14 protein-coding genes are annotated in these 19679 nt (G+C 70.5%); 10 read left to right on the forward strand and 4 right to left on the reverse strand.

Annotated features, from left to right (window positions below; translation table 11 throughout):
• The first annotated feature begins 102 nt into the window (after positions 1 to 102).
• Both pepN and ACFV6H_RS32020 read left to right on the forward strand, forming a co-directional pair.
• A complete protein-coding gene (gene pepN / locus ACFV6H_RS32015) occupies positions 103 to 2679 on the forward strand; it encodes an aminopeptidase N (protein ID WP_384986300.1) in 2577 nt (858 codons plus the stop codon).
• A 180-nt stretch (positions 2680 to 2859) separates the two neighbouring features.
• A complete protein-coding gene (locus ACFV6H_RS32020; protein WP_385549336.1) occupies positions 2860 to 3888 on the forward strand; it encodes an MASE1 domain-containing protein in 1029 nt (342 codons plus the stop codon).
• A gap of 98 nt (positions 3889 to 3986) precedes the next feature.
• Here ACFV6H_RS32020 and ACFV6H_RS32025 read toward each other — a convergent pair whose 3' ends face one another.
• From ACFV6H_RS32025 to ACFV6H_RS32035, 3 genes are read right to left on the reverse strand one after another with little or no spacing between them, the layout of a single operon-like run.
• Positions 3987 to 4217: a hypothetical protein gene (locus ACFV6H_RS32025; protein ID WP_093600227.1), complete on the reverse strand. Its 231-nt coding sequence runs from the start codon at positions 4215 to 4217 to the stop codon at positions 3987 to 3989.
• A 20-nt stretch (positions 4218 to 4237) separates the two neighbouring features.
• Positions 4238 to 6439, reverse strand: coding sequence for a 4-alpha-glucanotransferase (malQ, locus tag ACFV6H_RS32030; protein ID WP_385549340.1), 2202 nt, complete (start codon positions 6437 to 6439; stop codon positions 4238 to 4240).
• 15 nt (positions 6440 to 6454) lie between these two features.
• A complete protein-coding gene (locus tag ACFV6H_RS32035; RefSeq protein WP_384778830.1) occupies positions 6455 to 6751 on the reverse strand; it encodes a hypothetical protein in 297 nt (98 codons plus the stop codon).
• 171 nt (positions 6752 to 6922) lie between these two features.
• Between ACFV6H_RS32035 and ACFV6H_RS32040 the strand changes: the two genes are divergently transcribed.
• Positions 6923 to 9922, forward strand: coding sequence for a beta-N-acetylglucosaminidase domain-containing protein (locus ACFV6H_RS32040; RefSeq protein ID WP_385549343.1), 3000 nt, complete (start codon positions 6923 to 6925; stop codon positions 9920 to 9922).
• Between the two features lie 632 nt (positions 9923 to 10554).
• Here the strand turns inward: ACFV6H_RS32040 and ACFV6H_RS32045 are convergent.
• Positions 10555 to 11091 (reverse strand): HNH endonuclease, encoded by a 537-nt coding sequence (locus ACFV6H_RS32045; RefSeq protein WP_046504717.1) that lies wholly within the window; start codon positions 11089 to 11091, stop codon positions 10555 to 10557.
• A 266-nt stretch (positions 11092 to 11357) separates the two neighbouring features.
• On the opposite strand from ACFV6H_RS32045, the gene ACFV6H_RS32050 reads away from it, so the two are divergent.
• The 7 genes from ACFV6H_RS32050 to ACFV6H_RS32080 all read left to right on the forward strand — a co-directional run bounded on the left by ACFV6H_RS32050 (position 11358) and on the right by ACFV6H_RS32080 (position 19519).
• Positions 11358 to 12425, forward strand: coding sequence for a mechanosensitive ion channel family protein (locus ACFV6H_RS32050; protein WP_385549347.1), 1068 nt, complete (start codon positions 11358 to 11360; stop codon positions 12423 to 12425).
• A gap of 170 nt (positions 12426 to 12595) precedes the next feature.
• Positions 12596 to 13819, forward strand: coding sequence for an ROK family transcriptional regulator (locus ACFV6H_RS32055; protein ID WP_385549349.1), 1224 nt, complete (start codon positions 12596 to 12598; stop codon positions 13817 to 13819).
• A 124-nt stretch (positions 13820 to 13943) separates the two neighbouring features.
• Positions 13944 to 15278 (forward strand): ABC transporter substrate-binding protein, encoded by a 1335-nt coding sequence (locus ACFV6H_RS32060; protein WP_385549352.1) that lies wholly within the window; start codon positions 13944 to 13946, stop codon positions 15276 to 15278.
• A gap of 18 nt (positions 15279 to 15296) precedes the next feature.
• Entirely contained in the window at positions 15297 to 16238 is a 942-nt protein-coding gene (locus tag ACFV6H_RS32065; protein ID WP_384986307.1) for a carbohydrate ABC transporter permease, read from the forward strand.
• A gap of 1 nt (position 16239) precedes the next feature.
• A complete protein-coding gene (locus ACFV6H_RS32070) occupies positions 16240 to 17151 on the forward strand; it encodes a carbohydrate ABC transporter permease (RefSeq protein WP_385549570.1) in 912 nt (303 codons plus the stop codon).
• A 5-nt stretch (positions 17152 to 17156) separates the two neighbouring features.
• On the forward strand, positions 17157 to 18422 hold the full coding sequence (locus ACFV6H_RS32075; RefSeq protein ID WP_385549355.1) for a 6-phospho-beta-glucosidase: 1266 nt from the start codon (positions 17157 to 17159) through the stop codon (positions 18420 to 18422).
• 107 nt (positions 18423 to 18529) lie between these two features.
• Entirely contained in the window at positions 18530 to 19519 is a 990-nt protein-coding gene (locus tag ACFV6H_RS32080; protein ID WP_385549573.1) for an N-acetylglucosamine kinase, read from the forward strand.
• The last annotated feature ends 160 nt before the right edge of the window (positions 19520 to 19679 follow it).

Here is a 19679-nt window from a genome sequence, read left to right on the forward strand (position 1 = left end):
GCCGCTGCCGCGGCGGTCGTGCCACCCCATTACTGCCGGGCGTACGGGCCGGTCCGCGTGGAAGGATGGCGGGAAACGTCACATACCGAGGAGATGACCCGGGTGCCAGGCACAAATCTGACCCGCGAAGAGGCGCAGCGGCGTGCGCGCCTGCTCACCGTTGACTCGTACGGGATCGACCTCGATCTCAGCGGCGCGCAGGAGGGCGGCACCTACCGGTCCGTGACCACGGTGCGCTTCGAGAGCGCGGAGGCCGGGGCGGAGACCTTCATCGATCTGGTGGCGCCCGCCGTGCACGAGGTCGTGCTGAACGGCACCGCGCTGGATGTCGCCGCGGTCTTCCGGGACTCCCGGATCGCGCTGCCGCATCTGCACGAGGGCCCGAACGAGCTGACGGTCGTCGCGGACTGCGCGTACACCAACACGGGCGAGGGCCTGCACCGCTTTGTCGATCCGGTCGACCAGCAGGCCTATCTCTACACGCAGTTCGAGGTGCCGGACGCGCGGCGCGTCTTCGCCTCGTTCGAGCAGCCGGACCTCAAGGCGACCTTCCGGTTCACGGTGAAGGCTCCCGAGGGCTGGACCGTCGTCTCCAACTCGCCGACGCCGGAGCCCAAGGAGAACGTCTGGAGCTTCGAGCCGACGCCGCGCATCTCGTCGTACATCACGGCGCTGATCGTCGGTCCGTACCACTCGGTGCACAGCTCGTACGAGAAGGACGGGCAGTCCGTGCCGCTGGGCATCTACTGCCGTCCCTCGCTCGCCGGGTATCTGGACTCGGACGCGATCTTCGAGGTCACCCGGCAGGGCTTCGACTGGTTCCAGGAGAAGTTCGACTACGACTATCCCTTCGCCAAGTACGACCAGCTCTTCGTACCGGAGTTCAACGCGGGCGCGATGGAGAACGCGGGCGCGGTGACCATCCGCGACCAGTACGTCTTCCGCTCGAAGGTGACGGACGCGGCGTACGAGACGCGGGCCGAGACGATCCTGCACGAGCTGGCGCACATGTGGTTCGGCGATCTGGTCACCATGGAGTGGTGGAACGACCTCTGGCTGAACGAGTCGTTCGCCACCTACACCTCGATCGCCTGTCTGGCCGCCGCGCCGGGCTCGCGGTGGCCGCAGTCCTGGACGACGTTCGCCAACTCGATGAAGACCTGGGCGTACCGTCAGGACCAGCTGCCCTCCACGCATCCGATCATGGCGGACATCCGCGATCTGGACGACGTGCTGGTCAACTTCGACGGCATCACCTACGCCAAGGGCGCCTCCGTACTGAAGCAGCTCGTCGCGTATGTCGGGCAGGACGAGTTCTTCCGTGGCGTCCAGGCGTACTTCAAGGCGCACGCGTACGGGAACACCCGGCTCGCGGATCTGCTGGGCGCGCTGGAGGAGACCTCCGGGCGTGATCTGAAGACCTGGTCGAAGGCATGGCTGGAGACGGCGGGCATCAACATCCTGCGTCCGGAGATCGAGCTGGACGCGTCGGGCCATGTGACGTCGTTCTCCGTACGGCAGGAGGCGCCGGCGCTGCCCGCGGGCGCCAAGGGTGAGCCAGTGCTGCGCCCGCACCGGATCGCGATCGGCTGCTACGACCTGGACGGGAGCGGCAAGCTGGTCCGTACGAGCCGGATCGAGCTGGACGTGGACGGCGCGAGCACGGACGTACCGTTCCCGGTGAACACGCCGCGTCCTGCGGTGGTCCTGCTCAACGACGACGATCTGAGCTATGCGAAGGTCCGGCTGGACGAGGAGTCGCTGCGCGTCGTCACCGAGCATCTCGGCGACTTCACGGAGTCGCTGCCGCGCGCGCTGTGCTGGGCGTCGGCGTGGGACATGACACGGGACGGCGAGCTGGCCACACGCGACTATCTGGAGCTGGTGCTCTCCGGCATCACGAAGGAGTCGGACATCGGTGTGGTGCAGTCGCTGCACCGCCAGGTGAAGCTGGCGCTCGACCTGTACGCGGCGCCCGCGTGGCGCGAGGCCGGACTGACGCGGTGGACGGACGCGACGCTGGCGCATCTGCGCGCGGCCGAGCCCGGCAGCGACCACCAGCTCGCGTGGGCACGGGCGTTCGCGGCGACGGCGCGCACACCGCAGCAGCTCGATCTGCTGCAGAGCCTGCTCGACGGTACGGAGACGATCGAGGGCCTGGCCGTCGACACCGAGCTGCGCTGGGCGTTCGTCCAGCGGCTGTCGGCGGTGGGTCTGCACGACGAGGAGGAGATCGCGGCCGAGTACGAGCGCGACAAGACGGCCGCGGGCGAGCGCCACGCGGCGGCGGCACGCTCGGCGCGTCCGCTGCCGGAGGCCAAGGCGGAGGCATGGGCCTCGGTGGTGGAGAGCGACAAGCTCCCGAACGCGCTCCAGGAGGCGGTGATCAGCGGCTTCGTCCAGACCGACCAGCGTGAGCTGCTGGCGCCGTACACGGAGAAGTTCTTCGCGGCGGTCGCGGACGTCTGGGAGTCCCGCTCCCACGAGATGGCCCAGCAGATCGCGGTGGGCCTGTATCCGTCCCTCCAGGTCTCCCGGGCGACGCTGGACGCGACGGACGCCTGGCTCGCCTCGGCAGGGCCGAACGCGGCACTGCGCCGGCTGATCTCGGAGTCGAGGTCGGGCGTGGAGCGCGCGCTGAGGGCCCAGGCTGCGGACGAGGCGGCGGCCACGGCGTAACGGCGCGTGGGGGACGGTCCGGGTCTGGGAGACAGCTCGGGCCCGGAAGGCGGCTCGGGCCGTCCCCCACCGCACGCGCGCGCACCGCAGGCACCGCACGCACGCGGCACCGGGTGACATGGGCACCACCGCAGTGCGTGTCACGGCCGGACCGGGCGGGACGCGATGTCTGATGGCCGCGTGGTGCGCACCGAGGAACTCCGACGTCTGTCCCTGGCCGCCCTCCGGATCCTGGGCGTCGCCGGCGCCTACTACGCAGGCGCGTGGTTCGGCCTCCAGAAGGAAGTCATCAGGGCCGACGCCACCGGCATCTCACCTCTGTGGCCGTCCACCGGCATCGCCGTGGCCGCTCTGCTCCTCCTGGGCGCCGGCGTCTGGCCCGGGATCACCCTGGGCGCCTTCGCCAACATCACGACGCTCGGCACCATGGACGGCGTCCAGCTCGTGGTCCTGGCCGCGAACACCCTCGGACCGGTCTGTTCGCTGCTGCTCCTGCGGCGCGTGGGCTTCCGTACCGAGCTGGACCGGCTGCGGGACGCAGTGGCGCTGGTCTTCCTGGGCGGGCTGGCCGGGATGCTGGTCAGCGCGACCACGGGATCGCTGATCCTGCTGACCAGCGGCGAGCTGCCGGTGGGATTCTGGACGGCCTGGCTGGCCTGGTGGACGGGCGACGCGATGGGCGTGCTGCTCGTCACTCCTTTTCTGCTTCTGCTGAGCCGGCTGCGGCTGCCGCTGCGCTTCCACCGCTGGGCCGAGGCATCGGCGCTGGTGGTCACCGCCGCCGTGGTGACACGGCTGGCCACCGTGACTCCGTTCACTCTGCTCTTTCTCGTCTTTCCCGTGCTGATCTGGGCGGCGCTGCGCTTCCATCTCGCCGGGAGCGCGCCGTTCGCACTGCTCGTCTCCCTCAGGGCGGTCTGGGAGACGACCTCCCCGACGGGAGCGTTCGCCCATCACACCCTGCTCGAACGGATGATCAGCATTCAGGCGTTCAACGGGTCCCTGGCACTGACTTCGCTGCTGCTGACGGCGACCGTCACCGAGCAGAAGAACATCCATATGAAGATCGAGGAGGCGTGCGAGACGCTGGCCGAGGTGGTGGACCAGCTCGCGCCCGGCGAGTGGACGAAGCTACGGCTGCGGAACAGGGACCGGGAGTGGGAGAGGGACCGGGAGTGGGAGTGGGAGCGGGAGAAGCGCGGGCTATGACCGACCGGGCCGACCGTACGGCCCGGAACGCGCGAAGGCGCCGCCCGGCGCACTCGGCGTGCGGGGCGGCGCCTTCGCCGGCCTGTGCGGCCGGACGGTCAGACGTGCTTGTGGGACTTGTCGAGAACCATGACCAGGCCCGCGATGACTCCGAAGATCACCAGCGGGGCCACCACATACAGACCGAGCGTCTCGGCGATGCTCAGACCGGGGCCGGGATAGTCACCGTCGTCCCGGGTGAGCGCGAGCGCCGGGGACGACATGAGCAGCATCATCAGCGTCGTACCGGCCGCCAGGGCGCCGGCGCGCAGAGCGTTCTTCTTGTCCACGGTGCAAACGTAGCGAACGCCTACACCGGCCGCGCGGGCGGGGGTGCCGTACCGCGTCCCGTACGAGGTGCCGTACCCGTACGGAACACCTCCATCAGCGCGTGCAGCCTGGGCGAGGCGGCCAGCTCCTCCAAGGTCACCGGGCGGCCCTCGGCGTCCGCGACGGGCAGGCGCCAGTTGGGGTACTGGTCCCAGGTGCCCGGCAGATTCTGCGGCCTGCGGTCGCCCACGGCGTCCGGCAGCCAGACGCCGACCAGCCGCGCCGGAGTGCGCAGCAGGAACCGGTACACCGCGCGGATCCGCTCCTCCTCGTCGCCGCCGGGCAGCAGTCCCAGCCTGGTCAGACAGCCCAGCCACTCCGCGATCTCGGCCTGCGCCTCCGACTGCTCCTGCTCCAGCGGGCGGGTGAGCAGCCCGAGCCGGTGGCGCAGCTCCACATACTCTCCGGTGAGCCGGGCCGCCGTGGACGGCAGATCGTGCGTGGTGGCGGTGGCCACACAGCCCTCGCGCCAGCTCTCGGGAGGCAGCGGCTCGCCCGTACCGTCCCAGTCGCGCTCGAACCAGAGCACGGATGTGCCGAGCACTCCGCGCCGCTCCAGCGCCTCCCGTACGCCGGGCTCGACGGTGCCCAGGTCCTCTCCTATGACGGCCGCGCCCGCGCGGTGGGCCTCCAGGGCGAGAACGGCGAGCATCGCCTCGGCGTCGTACCGGACATACGTTCCCCGGGTGGGATCCTGGCCCTCCGGCACCCACCAGAGCCGGAACAGGCCCATCACATGGTCGATCCGCAGCGCGCCGGCGTGCCGCAGCAGTCCCTTGAGCAGCCCTCGGTACGGCGCGTAGCCGGACGCGGCCAGCACATCGGGGCGCCATGGCGGCAGGCCCCAGTCCTGGCCGAGCGCGTTGAAGGCGTCGGGCGGAGCGCCGACCGACATTCCGGCGGCGAAGGCGTCCTGCTGGGCCCAGGCGTCGGCGCCGTCCGGGTGAACGCCGACGGCGAGATCATGGACGATCCCGACGGCCATACCGGCGTCCTCGGCCGCGCGGTCGGCGGCGGCGAGCTGTTCGTCCGTCAGCCAGGTGAGCCGGCTGTGGAAGTCGACGCGGTCGAGAAGCTGCCGCCGGGCCGCGGCCGTCTCGGCGGAGCGCGGATCGCGCAGCCCGGACGGCCACTCACGCCACCGCGGGCCGTGCACCTCGGCGAGGGCGTTCCAGGTGGCGTGGTCCTCCAGGGCCCGGCCCTGTGCGGCGAGGAAGTCGCAGTACTCGGCGCGGCGGCCCGGGCCGAGCTCGACGGTGTACAGGATCTCCAGGGCGGCCCGTTTGAGTGCCCATACGGCGTCGCGGTCGATCAGCGCGGCCTTGCCCGAATCACCAGGATTGTTCGACGTGCCCGGCGTCTTGTCGAGCACGGACTCCCGCAGGGCCGCGGCCCGCTCGGCCAGCCCGTCGAGCCGCTCACGGTCGGCGCCATGGACGTACGCGTACTCCGGGACGGCCTCGATCCGCAGATGGACCGGATCGGGAAAGCGGCGCGAGGAAGGGCGGTACGGCGAGGGATCGGTGGGCGTGCCCGGTACGGCGGCGTGCAGCGGATTGATCTGGACGAAGCCGGCGCCGAGCGACCGCCCGGACCACGCGGCCAGTTCGGCGAGATCGCCGAGGTCGCCCATGCCCCAGGAGCGGCTGGAGAGCAGCGAGTAGAGCTGCACCAGAAAGCCATGGGCACGGCCTTCGGGCGCGGGCACCCGGTCGGGCGCGACGACGAGGACGGCCTGCTCGGCCCGCGGCGGGCTGTCGTCGGAGGCGGGCGCGCGGACGGTCAGCCGGTGCACTCCGAGCGGTAGCTCCGCCCAGGCGGCGGACGCGTCGGGCCCTGCCGGCGGCAGCTCCACCGACTTGCCGCACTCGGTCTCCGCCCGGAGCACCGAGCCGGCCGGAAGCGCCGCCAGGGCGGGCGGCAGCACGAGCTCCGTATCGGCCGCGCCCTCCGGCGCGCCCTGTGCGGACCACAGCACCAAGGTCGGCGGCAGCAGACGGCGTGCGGCGGCGGACTCGGCGCGGCTCAGCGCGTCGTCCACCGCCTCGGGAGTGGACGCGTCGACACCGAGCGCGGCCAGCACCGAGACAACGGTGGTGTCGGGAACGGCGACACTGACGCCCGGCGACGGTGCGTACGAGGTGGCGACACCGTGCAGCTCGGCGAGCCTGGCCAGGCCCATACGCACTCCTGTGGATCAGACTCCGGGGGACTCCGTGCCGCCGGCCGTACCGGGCGCGGTCGGCTCGCTGGTCAGCGGAGCGGCATCGGCGAGCGGTGGCTCACTGGTCAGAGGGGCTGCGTCGGCGAGCGGAGGCTCGCTGGTCAACGGGGTCGGGTCTGTCTGTTTGGAGCGGGCGGACGGCACGATCTGTACGGATGCGTCCATGGCGGCGCCTCCCGTGGACAGGGAATCAGGACAGGACACAGCAGCCCTACCCAGCGGGCGGAGCCGCAGACGCGTACTGCCGGTAAACGTGTGTCGAGTCACGATCCGTTCCCTGTGCGGCAGTTGAACGTCCTGCCTATCACAGACCGGCATTTACGACACAACGGCCACGCGCATTGACACCTTCACCGCGAGGGTGGTGGGCTCGGTGCCGCGTCGATCGGGACCAGGACCTGTCCGGCCGGACGGGACCTGGAAGCACGAGAGGAGCAGGAGATGCGGCTCGGGCGGAGAAAGGGCACCGCGACCGCCGTCGCGGTCGCCGTGATCGGCGGTCTCCTCGGCACCGCGCCGGGCGCGCTGGCCGCGCCTCATGAGCCTGGCTCGCCCTCGGCCACCACGCCCGACCGCGAGGGCGGCGGCGCCGTGCCCGCCGTGTGGCCCAGGCCGCAGACGATCAAAGCGGCCGGACAGGCGGTGGCCCTCGGTGACGAGGTGACCGTCGTCGCGGATCCGGACGCCGACGCGTACGCCCTGGACGCGCTGACGGAGGTGCTGCGCGCGGCCGGTGTCCGTACCGTACGCACCGCCTCCGTACGCACCACCACCTCGGCCACCGGCGGCGGACCGCTCGTCCTCATGGGCGGCAGCGGCGCGCGTGAGGCGCTGCGCGCCCTGCGCGCGCCGGACAGCGCCGATCTGCCCTCAGGCGGCTACCGGATCGCCGTGGGCAGCGTGGCCGGGCATGACACCGTCGCGCTGGACGGCGTCGGCGAGGACGGTCTCTTCCACGCCGTACAGACCTTGCGCCAGCTCGTCGTGGAACGGGCCGGCCGTCCTTCCGTCCCCGGTGTGGCCGTGCTCGACTGGCCGGGTACGGCCGTACGAGGGACGACGGAAGGTTTCTACGGGCAGCCCTGGGACCACCGGCAGCGGCTGGCCCAGCTCGACTTCATGGGCCGCACCAAGCAGAACCGCTATCTGTACGCGCCCGGCGACGATCCGTACCGCCAGGCGCGCTGGCGCGAGCCGTATCCCGCCGCGCAGCGGACGGAGTTCCGTGAGCTGGCCGAGCGTGCCCGGCGCAACCATGTGACGCCGGCCTGGGCCGTCGCTCCCGCCCAGGCCATGTGCATGACCTCGCGGCGGGATCTGCGGGACCTCACCCGCAAGATCGACGCGATGTGGGCGCTGGGCGTGCGCGCGGTGCAGCTCCAGTTCCAGGACGTCAGCTACAGCGAGTGGCACTGCGGCCAGGACGCGGACACCTTCGGTTCCGGGCCGGCCGCCGCCGCGGCGGCCCAGGCGCGGGTGGCGAACGCGGTGGCGGAGCATCTCGCGGACCGCCGTCCCGGCGCGGAGCCGCTCACGGTGATGCCGACGGAGTACTACCAGGACGGCACGACGGAGTACCGCGAGGCGCTCGCCGGGGCGCTCGACGCGCGCGTGCAGGTGGCGTGGACGGGAGTCGGTGTCGTACCGCGCACGATCACGGGCCTGGAGCTGGCCGGCGCGCGCGCCGCGTTCGGCCGTCCGCTGGTCACCATGGACAACTATCCGGTCAACGACTACGACCAGGGCCGTATCTTCCTCGGTCCGTACACCGGCCGCGAGCCGGCCGTGGCCACCGGCTCCGCCGCCCTGCTCGCCAATGCCATGGAGCAGGCGTCGGCGTCCCGTATCCCGCTCTTCACGGCGGCGGACTACGCCTGGAATCCGCGTGGATACCAGCCGCAGGAGTCCTGGCGGGCCGCCATAAACGATCTCGCGGGCGGCGACGCCGAGGCGCGCGAGGCGCTCACCGCGCTCGCGGGCAATGACGCCTCGTCCATCCTCAGCTCGTCGGAGTCCGCGTATCTGAAGCCGCTGCTGACGGACTTCTGGCGGTCCCGTACGACCACGGACGGCAAGACCAGAACGGCCGCGGCGAACAGGCTCAGAGCCGCCTTCACGGTGATGCGGGAGGCTCCGGAGCGGCTGGCGGGCATCGCGGACGGCCGGCTGGACGACGAGGTACGGCCCTGGCTCGACCAGCTCGCGCGCTACGGGCGGGCCGGTGAGCTGGCCGTCGACATGCTCCAGGCGCAGGACCGCGGCGACGGCGCGGCGGCCTGGCAGGCACTGCTGGATCTGGAGCCGCTGCGCGAGGAGGCCCGTACGGACCGGGCGACGGTCGGCAAGGGTGTGCTCGGGCCCTTCCTGGACCGGGCCGTGGACGAGTCGTCAGTGTGGACGGGCGCGGACCGGGCGCCGGACGCCGAGAAGGTCGCCAAGGACGGACGCTCATACACCGTGGACCTCGGCGCGGCCAGGCCCGTCGAGGCGGTGAACACCATGTCCGAGCCCGGCACGGGCGCCGGCGCGACGGTCGAGGCGCACGTCCCGGGCCAGGGCTGGCGCGCGCTGGGCCCGCTGTCGACGAGCGGCTGGACGCAATCGGACGCGAAGGGCCTGCGGATCGACGCGGTACGGATCGTCCCGCCCGGCGCGGGCTCCGGCTCGGGCGTCGCCGGTCCCGGCGCGCCGACACCGTCCGTACGCCATGTGGTGCCCTGGTACGCCGACGAGCCGCGGGCCCGGCTCGACCTCGTACGCGGCGAGGCGGACGCGCAGATCGGCGGCAAGCCGCAGCAGGTCCAGGCGCGGCTTGAGGCGCAGCGGCCCGGCGAGGTGCGGGGCGCGCTGACGGCGAAGGCGCCGTCCGGCATCCGGGTGAGGGTGCCGAAGGAGACGACGGTGCCGCGGGGCTCGCTCACGAACGTTCCCGTCGAGGTCAGCGTCCCGGCGGGCACGCCCGCGGGTACGTACGAGGTGCCGCTCGCCTTCGCCGGCGAGGAGCGCACGCTGACGGTCCGCGCCTCGCCGCGTACGGGCGGTCCCGACCTGGCCCGTACGGGGACGGCCTCGTCCTCCGGCGACGAGACGCCGGACTTCCCGGCCTCCGCCGCACTCGACGGCGACCCGGCCACGCGCTGGTCCTCACCCGTGGAGGACGGCGCCTGGTGGCAGCTCGAACTGCCGCGGCGCGCGCGGCTGGGCCAGGTGGTACTGCACTGGCAGGACGCCTACGCGAGCCGCTACCGCATCCAGGTCTCCCCGGACGGCCACACCTGGCGCACGGCGGCAACGGTCCGGGACGGCAAGGGAGGCCGCGAGGCGATCGGCATGGACGCGAAGGAAACACGCTTCATCCGCGTCCAGGGCGAGGCGCGCGGAACGAAGTTCGGCTACTCGCTGTTCGCGGTGGAGGCGTTCGCCGTGGCGCCTCCCGGCTAGGGCCTCCCGGCTAGGGGGCCGTGGTTCCAGGTCCGTTTCGGCGCGGGCCGGTTGTCGTGTGCGGGTTGCCGATCGCTGCCCTTCAGAACGCACCTGCGGTACGCGCCTGCGGCGGGGGCTTTACGCGCCTGACGGCGCGGGGCCGCGTGCGCGGTGGGTGCGGGGGCCGGGGCACTCCGGAGGTACATGTCCGGACGGCATGATTTACGCCGCGTGCGGGCCGGTTGTCTGGTGCGGGTTTCGTGTGCGGCACAAATCACGCTTTAGTGTCCGGACACGCACCTCCTCCGACCCCGACCCCCTCCCGCCGCACGCCGGGTTTCCGCCCGGTGCCGGGCACCCACCAAGCCCGTCCGGCGTTTGAGGACGGAACCGCCAACCCCGGTGCCGGGCTCCCGGACGGTGGGGCAAAATCAAGCCCGTCCGGCGTTTGAGGACGGAACGGCCCGCCCTGGCCCCGGGTTCCCGCTCGGAGGGGCCAGCCCCTTCGCCGTACGGCCGCAGGCCGGAAAAACCAGCCCGTCCGGCGATTGAGGACGAACGGCTGCGGAGACGTTCCGGCCCCGCACGCCCGTCGACATAAAGCGCCCCGGAGGCGAACCGAGCCCAAAAAACAGAGGTGACCCGGATCGTCAGGCTGAAATGCCGTCGATCCGAGCCATGGCGTCCTCCGCGCCATACGGTTGCAAGTACGGCAACCAGCGCGGATCCCTGTGCCCCGTTCCGATGATCCGCCAGGCCAGGCCCGACGGCGGGGCGGGTTGTTGGTGGAGTCTCCAGCCCAGCTCCCGCAGATGACGGTCGGCCTTGACGTGGTTGCACCGGCGGCACGCCGCCACCACGTTGTCCCACACGTGCTGTCCGCCACGGCTGCGCGGAATGACGTGGTCGACGCTGGTTGCGACACCACCGCAGTACATACAGCGACCGCCGTCGCGGGCGAAGAGCGCACGGCGCGTCAGTGGAACGGGCCCCCGGTAAGGGACCCGTACGAAACGCTTCAGCCGTACGACGCTGGGTGCTGGGATGACTCGGGTTTCACTGTGCATGAAGGCGCCGGATTCCTCGAGGCAGAGGGCCTTGTTCTCCAGGACGAGGACGAGCGCGCGGCGGAGCGGTACGACGCCGAGCGGCTCGTACGACGCGTTGAGGACCAGGACATGCGGCACGGATGCCTCCTATTACGCCGGCGGCGCGTGGCTCGCGCCGGGACGATCTGCTCTCAGTCTCTCCTCATGCCTGGTCGAAACGCCACCACGTCCCGGTAACGGGCTGGGAGTGTTTTCGACCACACCGGCCTCTTCCCCCGTATTCACGGGCCCATGACGACCGCCCGGGACGCGCGTGAGCCATGTCTCTCCCCCGGTCGCGGCACCGGACGGGCCGCACTGCCCCGTTAGTGTGGTGGGACCGCCCACACCTGGAGGTTTCTGTCGTGTCCTGGTCCGCCCTGCCGGCCGCCGGCCCCTCGTCGTCCGATCCCGTGACTCTTGACGAAGCAGCCGCCCGGGCGACGGACGCGGCGGGCTGGGTGGAGCAGAACTGGGCGACATGGCTGAGCATCGGGCTGCGGATCGTACTGATCCTGATCATCGCGCTGGTGCTGCGGCATGTGATCCGGCGGGCCCTGACCAAGCTGATAGAGCGGATGAACCGCAGCGTCCAGTCGGTCGAGGGCACCGCGCTGGGCGGGCTGCTGGTCAACGCCGAGCGGCGTCGGCAGCGCTCGGAGGCGATCGGTTCGGTGCTGCGCTCGGTCACCTCGTTCCTGATCCTGGGCACGGCGGCGCTGATGATGCTCGGCGCGCTGAACATCAATCTCGCTCCGCTGCTGGCCTCCGCCGGTGTCGCGGGCGTCGCGCTGGGCTTCGGCGCGCGCAATCTCGTGACCGACTTCCTCTCCGGCGTCTTCATGATCCTGGAGGACCAGTACGGCGTCGGGGACACCATCGACGCGGGTGTGGCCTCCGGCGAGGTGATCGAGGTCGGTCTGCGTGTGACGAAGCTGCGCGGCGACAACGGCGAGATCTGGTACGTACGCAACGGCGAGGTCAAGCGGATCGGCAATCTGAGCCAGGGCTGGGCCACCGCCGGCGTCGATGTGATGGTGCGGCCGTCGGAGGACCTGGACCGGGTCCGTACGGTCATCGCCGAGGTCACCGCGCGGATGGCCAAGGACGATCCGTGGAACGAGCGGCTGTGGGGCCCGGTGGAGATCCTCGGGCTGGACTCGGTGCTGCTGGACTCGATGACCGTACGGCTCTCGGCGAAGACGATGCCCGGCAAGTCGCTGAGCGTGGAGCGCGAGCTGCGCTGGCGGATCAAGCGGGCCTTCGACGAGGCGGGTATCCGGATCGTCGGCGGTCTGCCGCTGGCCGTCGAGGAGGCGCCCGCGCCGGATCCGACGGCCGGTGTGGCCGCGCCCTCGGCCCTGGCCAGTCCCACATCGCCGCAGTCGCTCCAGGCGGCTCCGCTCAATCCGCCGCCGAATCTGGCCAAGTAACGCGATCCGGCACCCGCACCTCCGCAGGTAACGCTTTGGTTGCCTCGGGGGTGTGTCGCGCCGGAGAGTATTGACGCCTTCCTGACGTCCGGCTTACTTTCCTCGCACCCCAATAGGAAACTTTCCTAACAGTGCGGGACAGCGAGCAGCGAAAGGCAGGTGTCGCGTCCATGAGCGATGTGGCCGGACCGCCCACTCCGTCACCGGGGACGCCGCGTGTGCTGCGGGCCATGAACGACCGGGCCGCGCTCGATCTGCTGCTGGCCCACGGGCCGCTCTCCCGTACGAGGATAGGCAAGCTGACCGGCCTGTCGAAGCCGACCGCGTCACAGCTGCTGGCCCGGCTCGAAGCCGCCGGACTGGTCGTCGCCACCGGGACCACCGAGGGACGGCCGGGACCCAACGCACAGCTCTACGCAGTCAACGCGCGCGCCGCGTTCGCCGCGGGACTCGATGTGAATCCGCAGCGGATACGCGCGGCCGTCGCCGACATCACCGGGACCACCGTCGGCGAGTTCGAACTGCCGACGCCCGGCCGCCGCGCCGTCAGTGTCGTACGGCAGGTGACGGACGCCCTGGAGGGAGCCGTCAAGGCCGCCGGGCTCACACGCGGCGACATCCACCGGACGGTGATCGGCACACCGGGCGCCTTCGATCCGTCGACCGGCCGGCTGCGGTACGCGTCCCATCTGCCCGGCTGGCACTCCACCACGCTCCTGGACGAGCTGGCCGCCGTGCTGCCCATGCCCGTCGAGTACGAGAACGACGTGAACCTCGCCGCGGTCGCCGAGCAGCGTCTCGGCGCGGCACGCGGCCATGAGGACTTCGTCCTGCTGTGGAACGAGGACGGCCTCGGCGCCGCTCTCGTCATCGGCGGACGGCTGCACCGCGGCTTCACCGGCGGCGCCGGCGAGGTCGGCTTCCTGCCGGTCCCGGGCACTCCGCTGGTGCGCCAGGTGGTCCGGGCGAACAGCGGCGGCTTCCAGGAGCTGGCGGGCGCCCAGTCCGTACCGCGGCTCGCCAAGTCCCTGGGCATCGACACACCGGAGCAGCCGTACGCCGAGGTCGCGGCCGGTCTGCTGGCCCGCGCCGCGGCCGGGCACGAGCGGGACGAGCGGCTGGCCGGGCTGCTGCGGCTGTTCGCCCAGCGGCTCGCCACCGGTCTCGCGTCGGTGACCGCCGTACTCGATCCCGAACTGATCGTCCTCGCGGGCGGGCTGACCACGGCCGGCGGTGAGCCGCTGCGCGCACTGGTCCAGGCGGAGCTGGCCGAGCTCGCCGCCTCCCGCCCACGGCTCCTCATCGGCGAGGTGCACCGCCATCCCGTACTGCGGGGCGCGCTGGAGAGCGCCCTGTCGGCCACGCGCGACGAGGTCTTCGACACCTCCCGCTAGGCCCGCTCCGTCCGCTCCGCCCGCTCCAGAGATCCCGTCCCGGCAGTCCTATACCGGCAGTCCCGCACCGGCAGTCCCGTACCGAGTCCTCTCAGAAGCCCGACCATCCCCCGGGAGTACCGCCATGCTCAGAAACCGCCGTCTCACCGCCTCCGCCGTGGCAGTGGCCGCGATATCCGTCGTCGCCACCGCCTGTACCGGCCAGTCGGGCTCCGCCGCCTCCGACGATCCGAACGCCAAAACGACCATCACGTTCTGGCACGGCTGGAGCGCGCCGGCCGAGGTCAAGGCGATCCAGGACAACATCGACCGGTTCGAGACCGCCCATCCGAACATCAAGGTGAATGTCGTCGGCAACATCAACGACGACAAGCTCAACCAGGCGCTGCGCGCGGGCGGTTCCAAGGGCCCCGACGTGGTGTCCTCCTTCACCACCTCGAACGTCGGCAAGTTCTGCTCGTCGGGCGCCTTCGCCGATCTGACGCCGTTCATCGAGAAGTCGAAGCTCGATCTGGCGAAGACCTTCCCGAACGTGCTGCTGGAGTACACCCAGTTCGAGGGCAGGCGCTGTGCGCTGCCGCTGCTCAGCGACGCGTACGGGCTGTACTACAACAAGGACGCCTTCAAGGAGGCCGGCATCGCCGCGCCGCCGAGGACCATGTCGGAGCTGGCCGAGGACGCCAAGAAGCTGACCAAGCCCAAGGGCGACAGCTATGAGCGGGTCGGTCTGATGCCGACCTACCACGGCTACGAGACGGTCGTCGACCACTACATGTCGAGCTGGAACCACACGTACTTCGACCGGAATGGCAAGTCGAACATCGCCAAGGACCCGGCCTTCGCCAAGATGTTCACCTTCCAGAAGAAGCTGGTGGACGATCTCGGCGGCTACGAGAAGCTGGAGAAGTTCCGCAGCACCTTCGGCGACGAGTGGGGCGCCAAGCATCCCTTCCACACGGGCCAGGTCGCGATGCAGCTCGACGGCGAGTGGCGGCTCGGTATGGCCGAGGACGCCAAGGTCCCGTTCGAGATCGGTGTCGCGCCGATGCCGGTGGCGGACGACGAGGCGGACAGCTACGGCAAGGGCTTCCTCTCCGGCACGATCATGGGCATCGCTCCGCAGAGCAAGAAGCAGAACGCGGCGTGGGAGCTGGTGAAGTACATGACCACCGACACCAAGGCGGTCGTGGAGTTCGCCAACGGCATCCGCAATGTGCCGTCGACGCTGGATGCGCTCAAGTCGCCGGATCTGAAGTTCGATCCGCGCTTCAAGACCTTCCTCGACATCGCGCAGCATCCGCAGTCCAGCACACCGCCGGCCGCCGTCAACGGCGCGACGTACCAGCAGACGCTCCAGGACTTCGGGTACCAGTACGAGCAGGGCAAGGTGAAGGATCTCCAGGCCGGTCTGGAGCAGACCGCCGCGCAGATCGACCGTGACATCGAGCAGGCCAACTAGCGGGCCGGGACGCCAGCCATGTCCACGCACACGCTCCGTTCGAAGCGCCGCAGGTCGGCGCTGCGTACGGCGGCGTTCATGTCGCCCTGGTTGATCGGCTTCACCGTCTTCTTCGCGTATCCGCTGATCTCGACCGTGTACTTCTCGTTCATGAAGTACGACGGTTTCAACACGCCCGTCTGGAACGGTCTCGGGAACTGGTCGTATGTCTTCGGCGACTACCCGATGTTCTGGCCGTCCCTGCGTAACACGCTCTGGCTCGTGGTGATCATGGTGGCCTGCCGGGTGGTCTTCGGACTGGGCATCGGCATGCTGATCACCAAGATCAAGACGGGTACGGGAGTCTTCCGCACCCTCTTCTATCTGCCGTATCTGGCGCCGCCGGTCGCCGCGACGCTCGCCTTCGTCTTTCTGCTCAATCCCGGGACAGGGCCGGTCAACACGATCCTCGGCGATCTGGGCCTGCCGACGCCGGGCTGGTTCAACGATCCGGCCTGGTCCAAGCCGGCCCTGACACTGCTGGCCGTCTGGGGCATCGGCGATCTGATGGTGATCTTCATGGCCGCGCTGCTCGACGTACCGAAGGAGCAGTACGAGGCGGCGGAGCTGGACGGTGCGTCGGCCTGGCAGCGGTTCCGGTTCGTGACGCTGCCGAACATCTCGCCGATCGTGATGTTCGCGGTGGTCACCGGAGTGATCTCGGCGATGCAGTACTACGCACAGCCGCTGGTCGCGGGCAAGGTCGCCTCCGGCATCATCGGCGGCTCGGGCCAGCAGTTCGAGCCCGGCTACCCGGACAAGTCCACGCTGACGCTGCCGCAGCTCGTCTACAACCTGGGCTTCCAGCGCTTCGACTACGGCGCCGCCTGTGTGGTCGCGCTGGTCCTGTTCGTCCTGGCCATGGCCTTCACCGCGCTGCTGATGCGGCGGCGCGGCGGTCTGATCGGAGCGGGTGACTGAGATGACCTCCGTAGCCGTACCAGACGACCGTCCCGGCGCCGCGCCACGGTCCGCCCAGGACAGGACGCCCGCCGCCCGTACCGCGCGCCGCAGGGCGCTGCTCCACTGGATCGGCGTCCACTCCCTGGGTGTCGCGGCGGCGCTGTTCTTCGTGCTGCCGTTCGTCTTCCTCTTTCTGACGTCGGTGATGAGCGACCAGCAGGCGCTCACCCGCGATCTCACGCCCAACACCTGGGAGTGGGGCAACTACACCAAGGTGTTCGACACTCCGGGCTTTCTGACCTGGTGGAAGAACACCCTGCTGTACGCGGGACTCGGCACGGTGCTCTCCGTGCTCTCCTCGATCCCGGTGGCGTACGCGCTCGCCAAGTTCCGGTTCCGCGGCAGACAGCTCTCGCTCATGCTCGTCATCTCGATGATGATGCTGCCGCCGCAGGTGATCATCATTCCGATGTATCTGTTCTGGGCGAAACAACTCGATCTGTCGGGCACACTCTGGCCGCTGATCATCCCGATGGCGTTCGGCGACGCGTTCTCCATCTTCCTGCTGCGCCAGTTCCTGCTGACGATCCCCAACGAGTATCTGGACGCCGCGAAGGTCGACGGCTGCGGTGAATTCCGTACCCTGATCAGGGTGGTACTCCCGATGGCCAGGCCGGGGATCGCGGCCGTCGCGCTCTTCCAGTTCTTCTACGCCTGGAACGACTACTTCGGACCGCAGATCTACGCCTCGGAGAACCCGGCCGCCTGGACGCTCAGTTACGGCCTCGAATCCTTCAAGGGCGCGCACCACACCGACTGGAATCTGACCATGGCCGCGACCGTACTGGTCATGGCCCCTGTGATCCTCGTGTTCTTCTTCGCCCAGAAGGCGTTCGTCGAGGGAGTCACACTGACCGGAGTGAAGGGCTGAGAAAAGTGAAGCTCGCAGTGGTAGGCGGAGGATCCACCTACACACCCGAACTCATCGACGGATTCGCCCGGTTGAGGGACACCCTGCCGATCGCGGAACTGGTGCTGGTCGATCCGGCGGCCGACCGGCTCGACCTGGTCGGCGGACTCGCGCGGCGGATCTTCGCCAAGCAGGGCCACCCGGGCCGTATCACCACCACCTCGGACGTGGACGCGGGCGTCGCCGACGCCGACGCGGTGCTGCTCCAGCTACGTGTCGGCGGACAGGCCGCGCGGAACCAGGACGAGACCTGGCCGCTGGAGTGCGGCTGTGTGGGCCAGGAGACGACGGGCGCAGGCGGTCTCGCCAAGGCGCTGCGTACGGTCCCTGTGGTCCTGGACATCGCGGAGCGCGTCCGCCGCGCCAATCCCGAGGCGTGGATCATCGACTTCACCAATCCGGTGGGAATCGTGACGCGCGCGCTGCTCCAGGCCGGCCACCGGGCCGTGGGGCTGTGCAATGTGGCGATCGGCTTCCAGCGCAGATTCGCGAAACTGCTGGATGTCGCGCCCTCCGAGGTGTACTTGGAGCATGTCGGGCTCAACCATCTGACCTGGGAGCGCGGAGTGCGCCTCGGCGGGCCCGACGGCGCCGACATGCTGCCGAAGCTGCTGGCTGAGCACGGCGACGCGCTCGCGGCCGATCTGCGGCTGCCGCGCGCGGTGCTGGACCGTCTCGGTGTGGTGCCCTCGTACTATCTGCGCTACTTCTACGCGCACGACGAGGTCGTACGGGAGCTGCGGACGAAGCCGTCACGGGCCGCCGAGGTGGCCGAGATGGAGAAGCAACTGCTGGCGATGTACGGCGATCCGGCCCTGGCCGAGAAGCCGGAGCTGCTGTCCAAGCGCGGCGGTGCCTTCTACTCGGAGGCCGCGGTGGATCTGGCGGCCTCGCTGCTGCGCGGCGGCGGCAGCCCGGTCCAGGTGGTGAACACGTACAACAACGGCACACTGCCGTTCCTGGCGGACGACGCGGTGATCGAGGTCCAGGCGCGGGTGGACACGTCGGGCGCGGTGCCGCTCGCGGTGCCCGCGCTGGATCCGCTGTACGCCGGGCTGATCGCCAATGTCACGGCGTACGAGGACCTGGCGCTGGAGGCCGCGCTGCACGGCGGCCGGGACCGGGTCTTCAAGGCGCTGCTGTCCCATCCGCTGATCGGCCAGTTCGAGTACGCCGAGGCGCTCACCGACAAGCTGATCGCGCACAACCGGGAGCATCTCGCGTGGGTGTGAGCGGGGCAGGGAGAACGGCCGGTACGGCGACGGGACGCGCAACCGGTACGGCGGCGGAGAGCGCGGCCGGCAGAGCGGCCGGTGCGGCGGCGGGGCGCGCGAGTGTCCTGGCCGTCGACGCCGGCAACAGCAAGACCGATGTGGCCGTGATCGGCGCCGACGGTTCGGTGCTGGGCACGGCCCGCGGTGGCGGCTTCCAGCCGCCGGTCGTCGGGATCGAGGAGGCGATCGACACCCTGGCGGTGGCGGTCGCCGAGGCCGCCTCGGCCGCCGGACTGCCGGAGCAGGGCTTCGCCGAGCATGTGTCCGCCTGTCTGGCCAACGCGGATCTGCCGGTCGAGGAGCGGGAGTTGGCCGAGGCCGTACAAGCGCGCGGCTGGGGCCGTACGACCGATGTGCGCAACGACACCTTCGCGATCCTGCGGGCCGGTCTGCCGAGCGGCGAGGCGCCGCGGGGCGTGGCCGTCGTCTGCGGCGCGGGCATCAACTGTGTGGGGATGCTGCCGGACGGCCGGACGGCGAGATTTCCCGCGATCGGGCGGATCTCCGGTGACTGGGGCGGCGGTTCGGGACTCGCCGAGGAGGCGCTCTGGTTCGCGGCGCGCGCGGAGGACGGCCGTGGCGAGCCCACGGAGCTGGTACGGACGCTGCCGGGCCACTTCGGTCTGCGCTCGATGTACGAGCTGATCGAGGCGCTGCATCGGGGACGGTTGCCGTTCGAGCGGCGCCATGAGCTGACACCGGTGCTCTTCGCCACGGGCGCGGCGGGCGATCCGGTGGCCAGGTCGATCGTGGACCGGCTGGCCGAGGAGGTCGTCGCGATGGCGACGGTCGCGCTCGGCAAGCTCGATCTGCTGGACGAGGAGGTGCCGGTGCTGCTGGGCGGCAGTGTGCTGGCGGCCCGTCATCCGCAGCTCGACCGGCGGATGGCGGAGCTGCTGGCGGCCAAGGCGCCGAAGGCCGTCATCGAGGTGGTGACGGCGCCGCCGGTGCTGGGCGCGGCGCTGCTCGGTCTGGACCATGTACGGGCCGACGCGGAGGCCCATGCCCGGCTGGGCGCGCACTACGTGCGCCAGGAGAATCCTCGGCCGCGGTAGACCCTGAGCCGTAAGTCCTGGGCCTAGGTTCGGACGAGTAAGTCCTCTGTCCCGGGCGGCCCGTGCCCGGCCAGCTTGTGCCCGTTCGGGTGGGAACACCCGCTGAACGGGAACCGATCACGGGTCTGCGGCGTATTCAAGGTGGGGAGAGCGGACAGGG

It is taken from the genome of Streptomyces sp. NPDC059743 (genome assembly GCF_042732975.1).
GTDB lineage: Bacteria > Actinomycetota > Actinomycetes > Streptomycetales > Streptomycetaceae > Streptomyces.

What these genes read in the sequence shown, in the direction of transcription:
- ACFV6H_RS32060 (WP_385549352.1), top strand. Translation starts at nt 13,944, where the DNA reads ATGCTCAGAAACCGCCGTCTCACCGCCTCCGCCGTGGCAGTGGCCGCG.
- ACFV6H_RS32055 (WP_385549349.1), top strand. Translation starts at nt 12,596, where the DNA reads ATGAGCGATGTGGCCGGACCGCCCACTCCGTCACCGGGGACGCCGCGT.
- ACFV6H_RS32065 (WP_384986307.1), top strand. Translation starts at nt 15,297, where the DNA reads ATGTCCACGCACACGCTCCGTTCGAAGCGCCGCAGGTCGGCGCTGCGT.
- malQ (WP_385549340.1), bottom strand. Translation starts at nt 6,439, where the DNA reads ATGGGCCTGGCCAGGCTCGCCGAGCTGCACGGTGTCGCCACCTCGTAC.
- ACFV6H_RS32070 (WP_385549570.1), top strand. Translation starts at nt 16,240, where the DNA reads ATGACCTCCGTAGCCGTACCAGACGACCGTCCCGGCGCCGCGCCACGG.
- ACFV6H_RS32040 (WP_385549343.1), top strand. Translation starts at nt 6,923, where the DNA reads ATGCGGCTCGGGCGGAGAAAGGGCACCGCGACCGCCGTCGCGGTCGCC.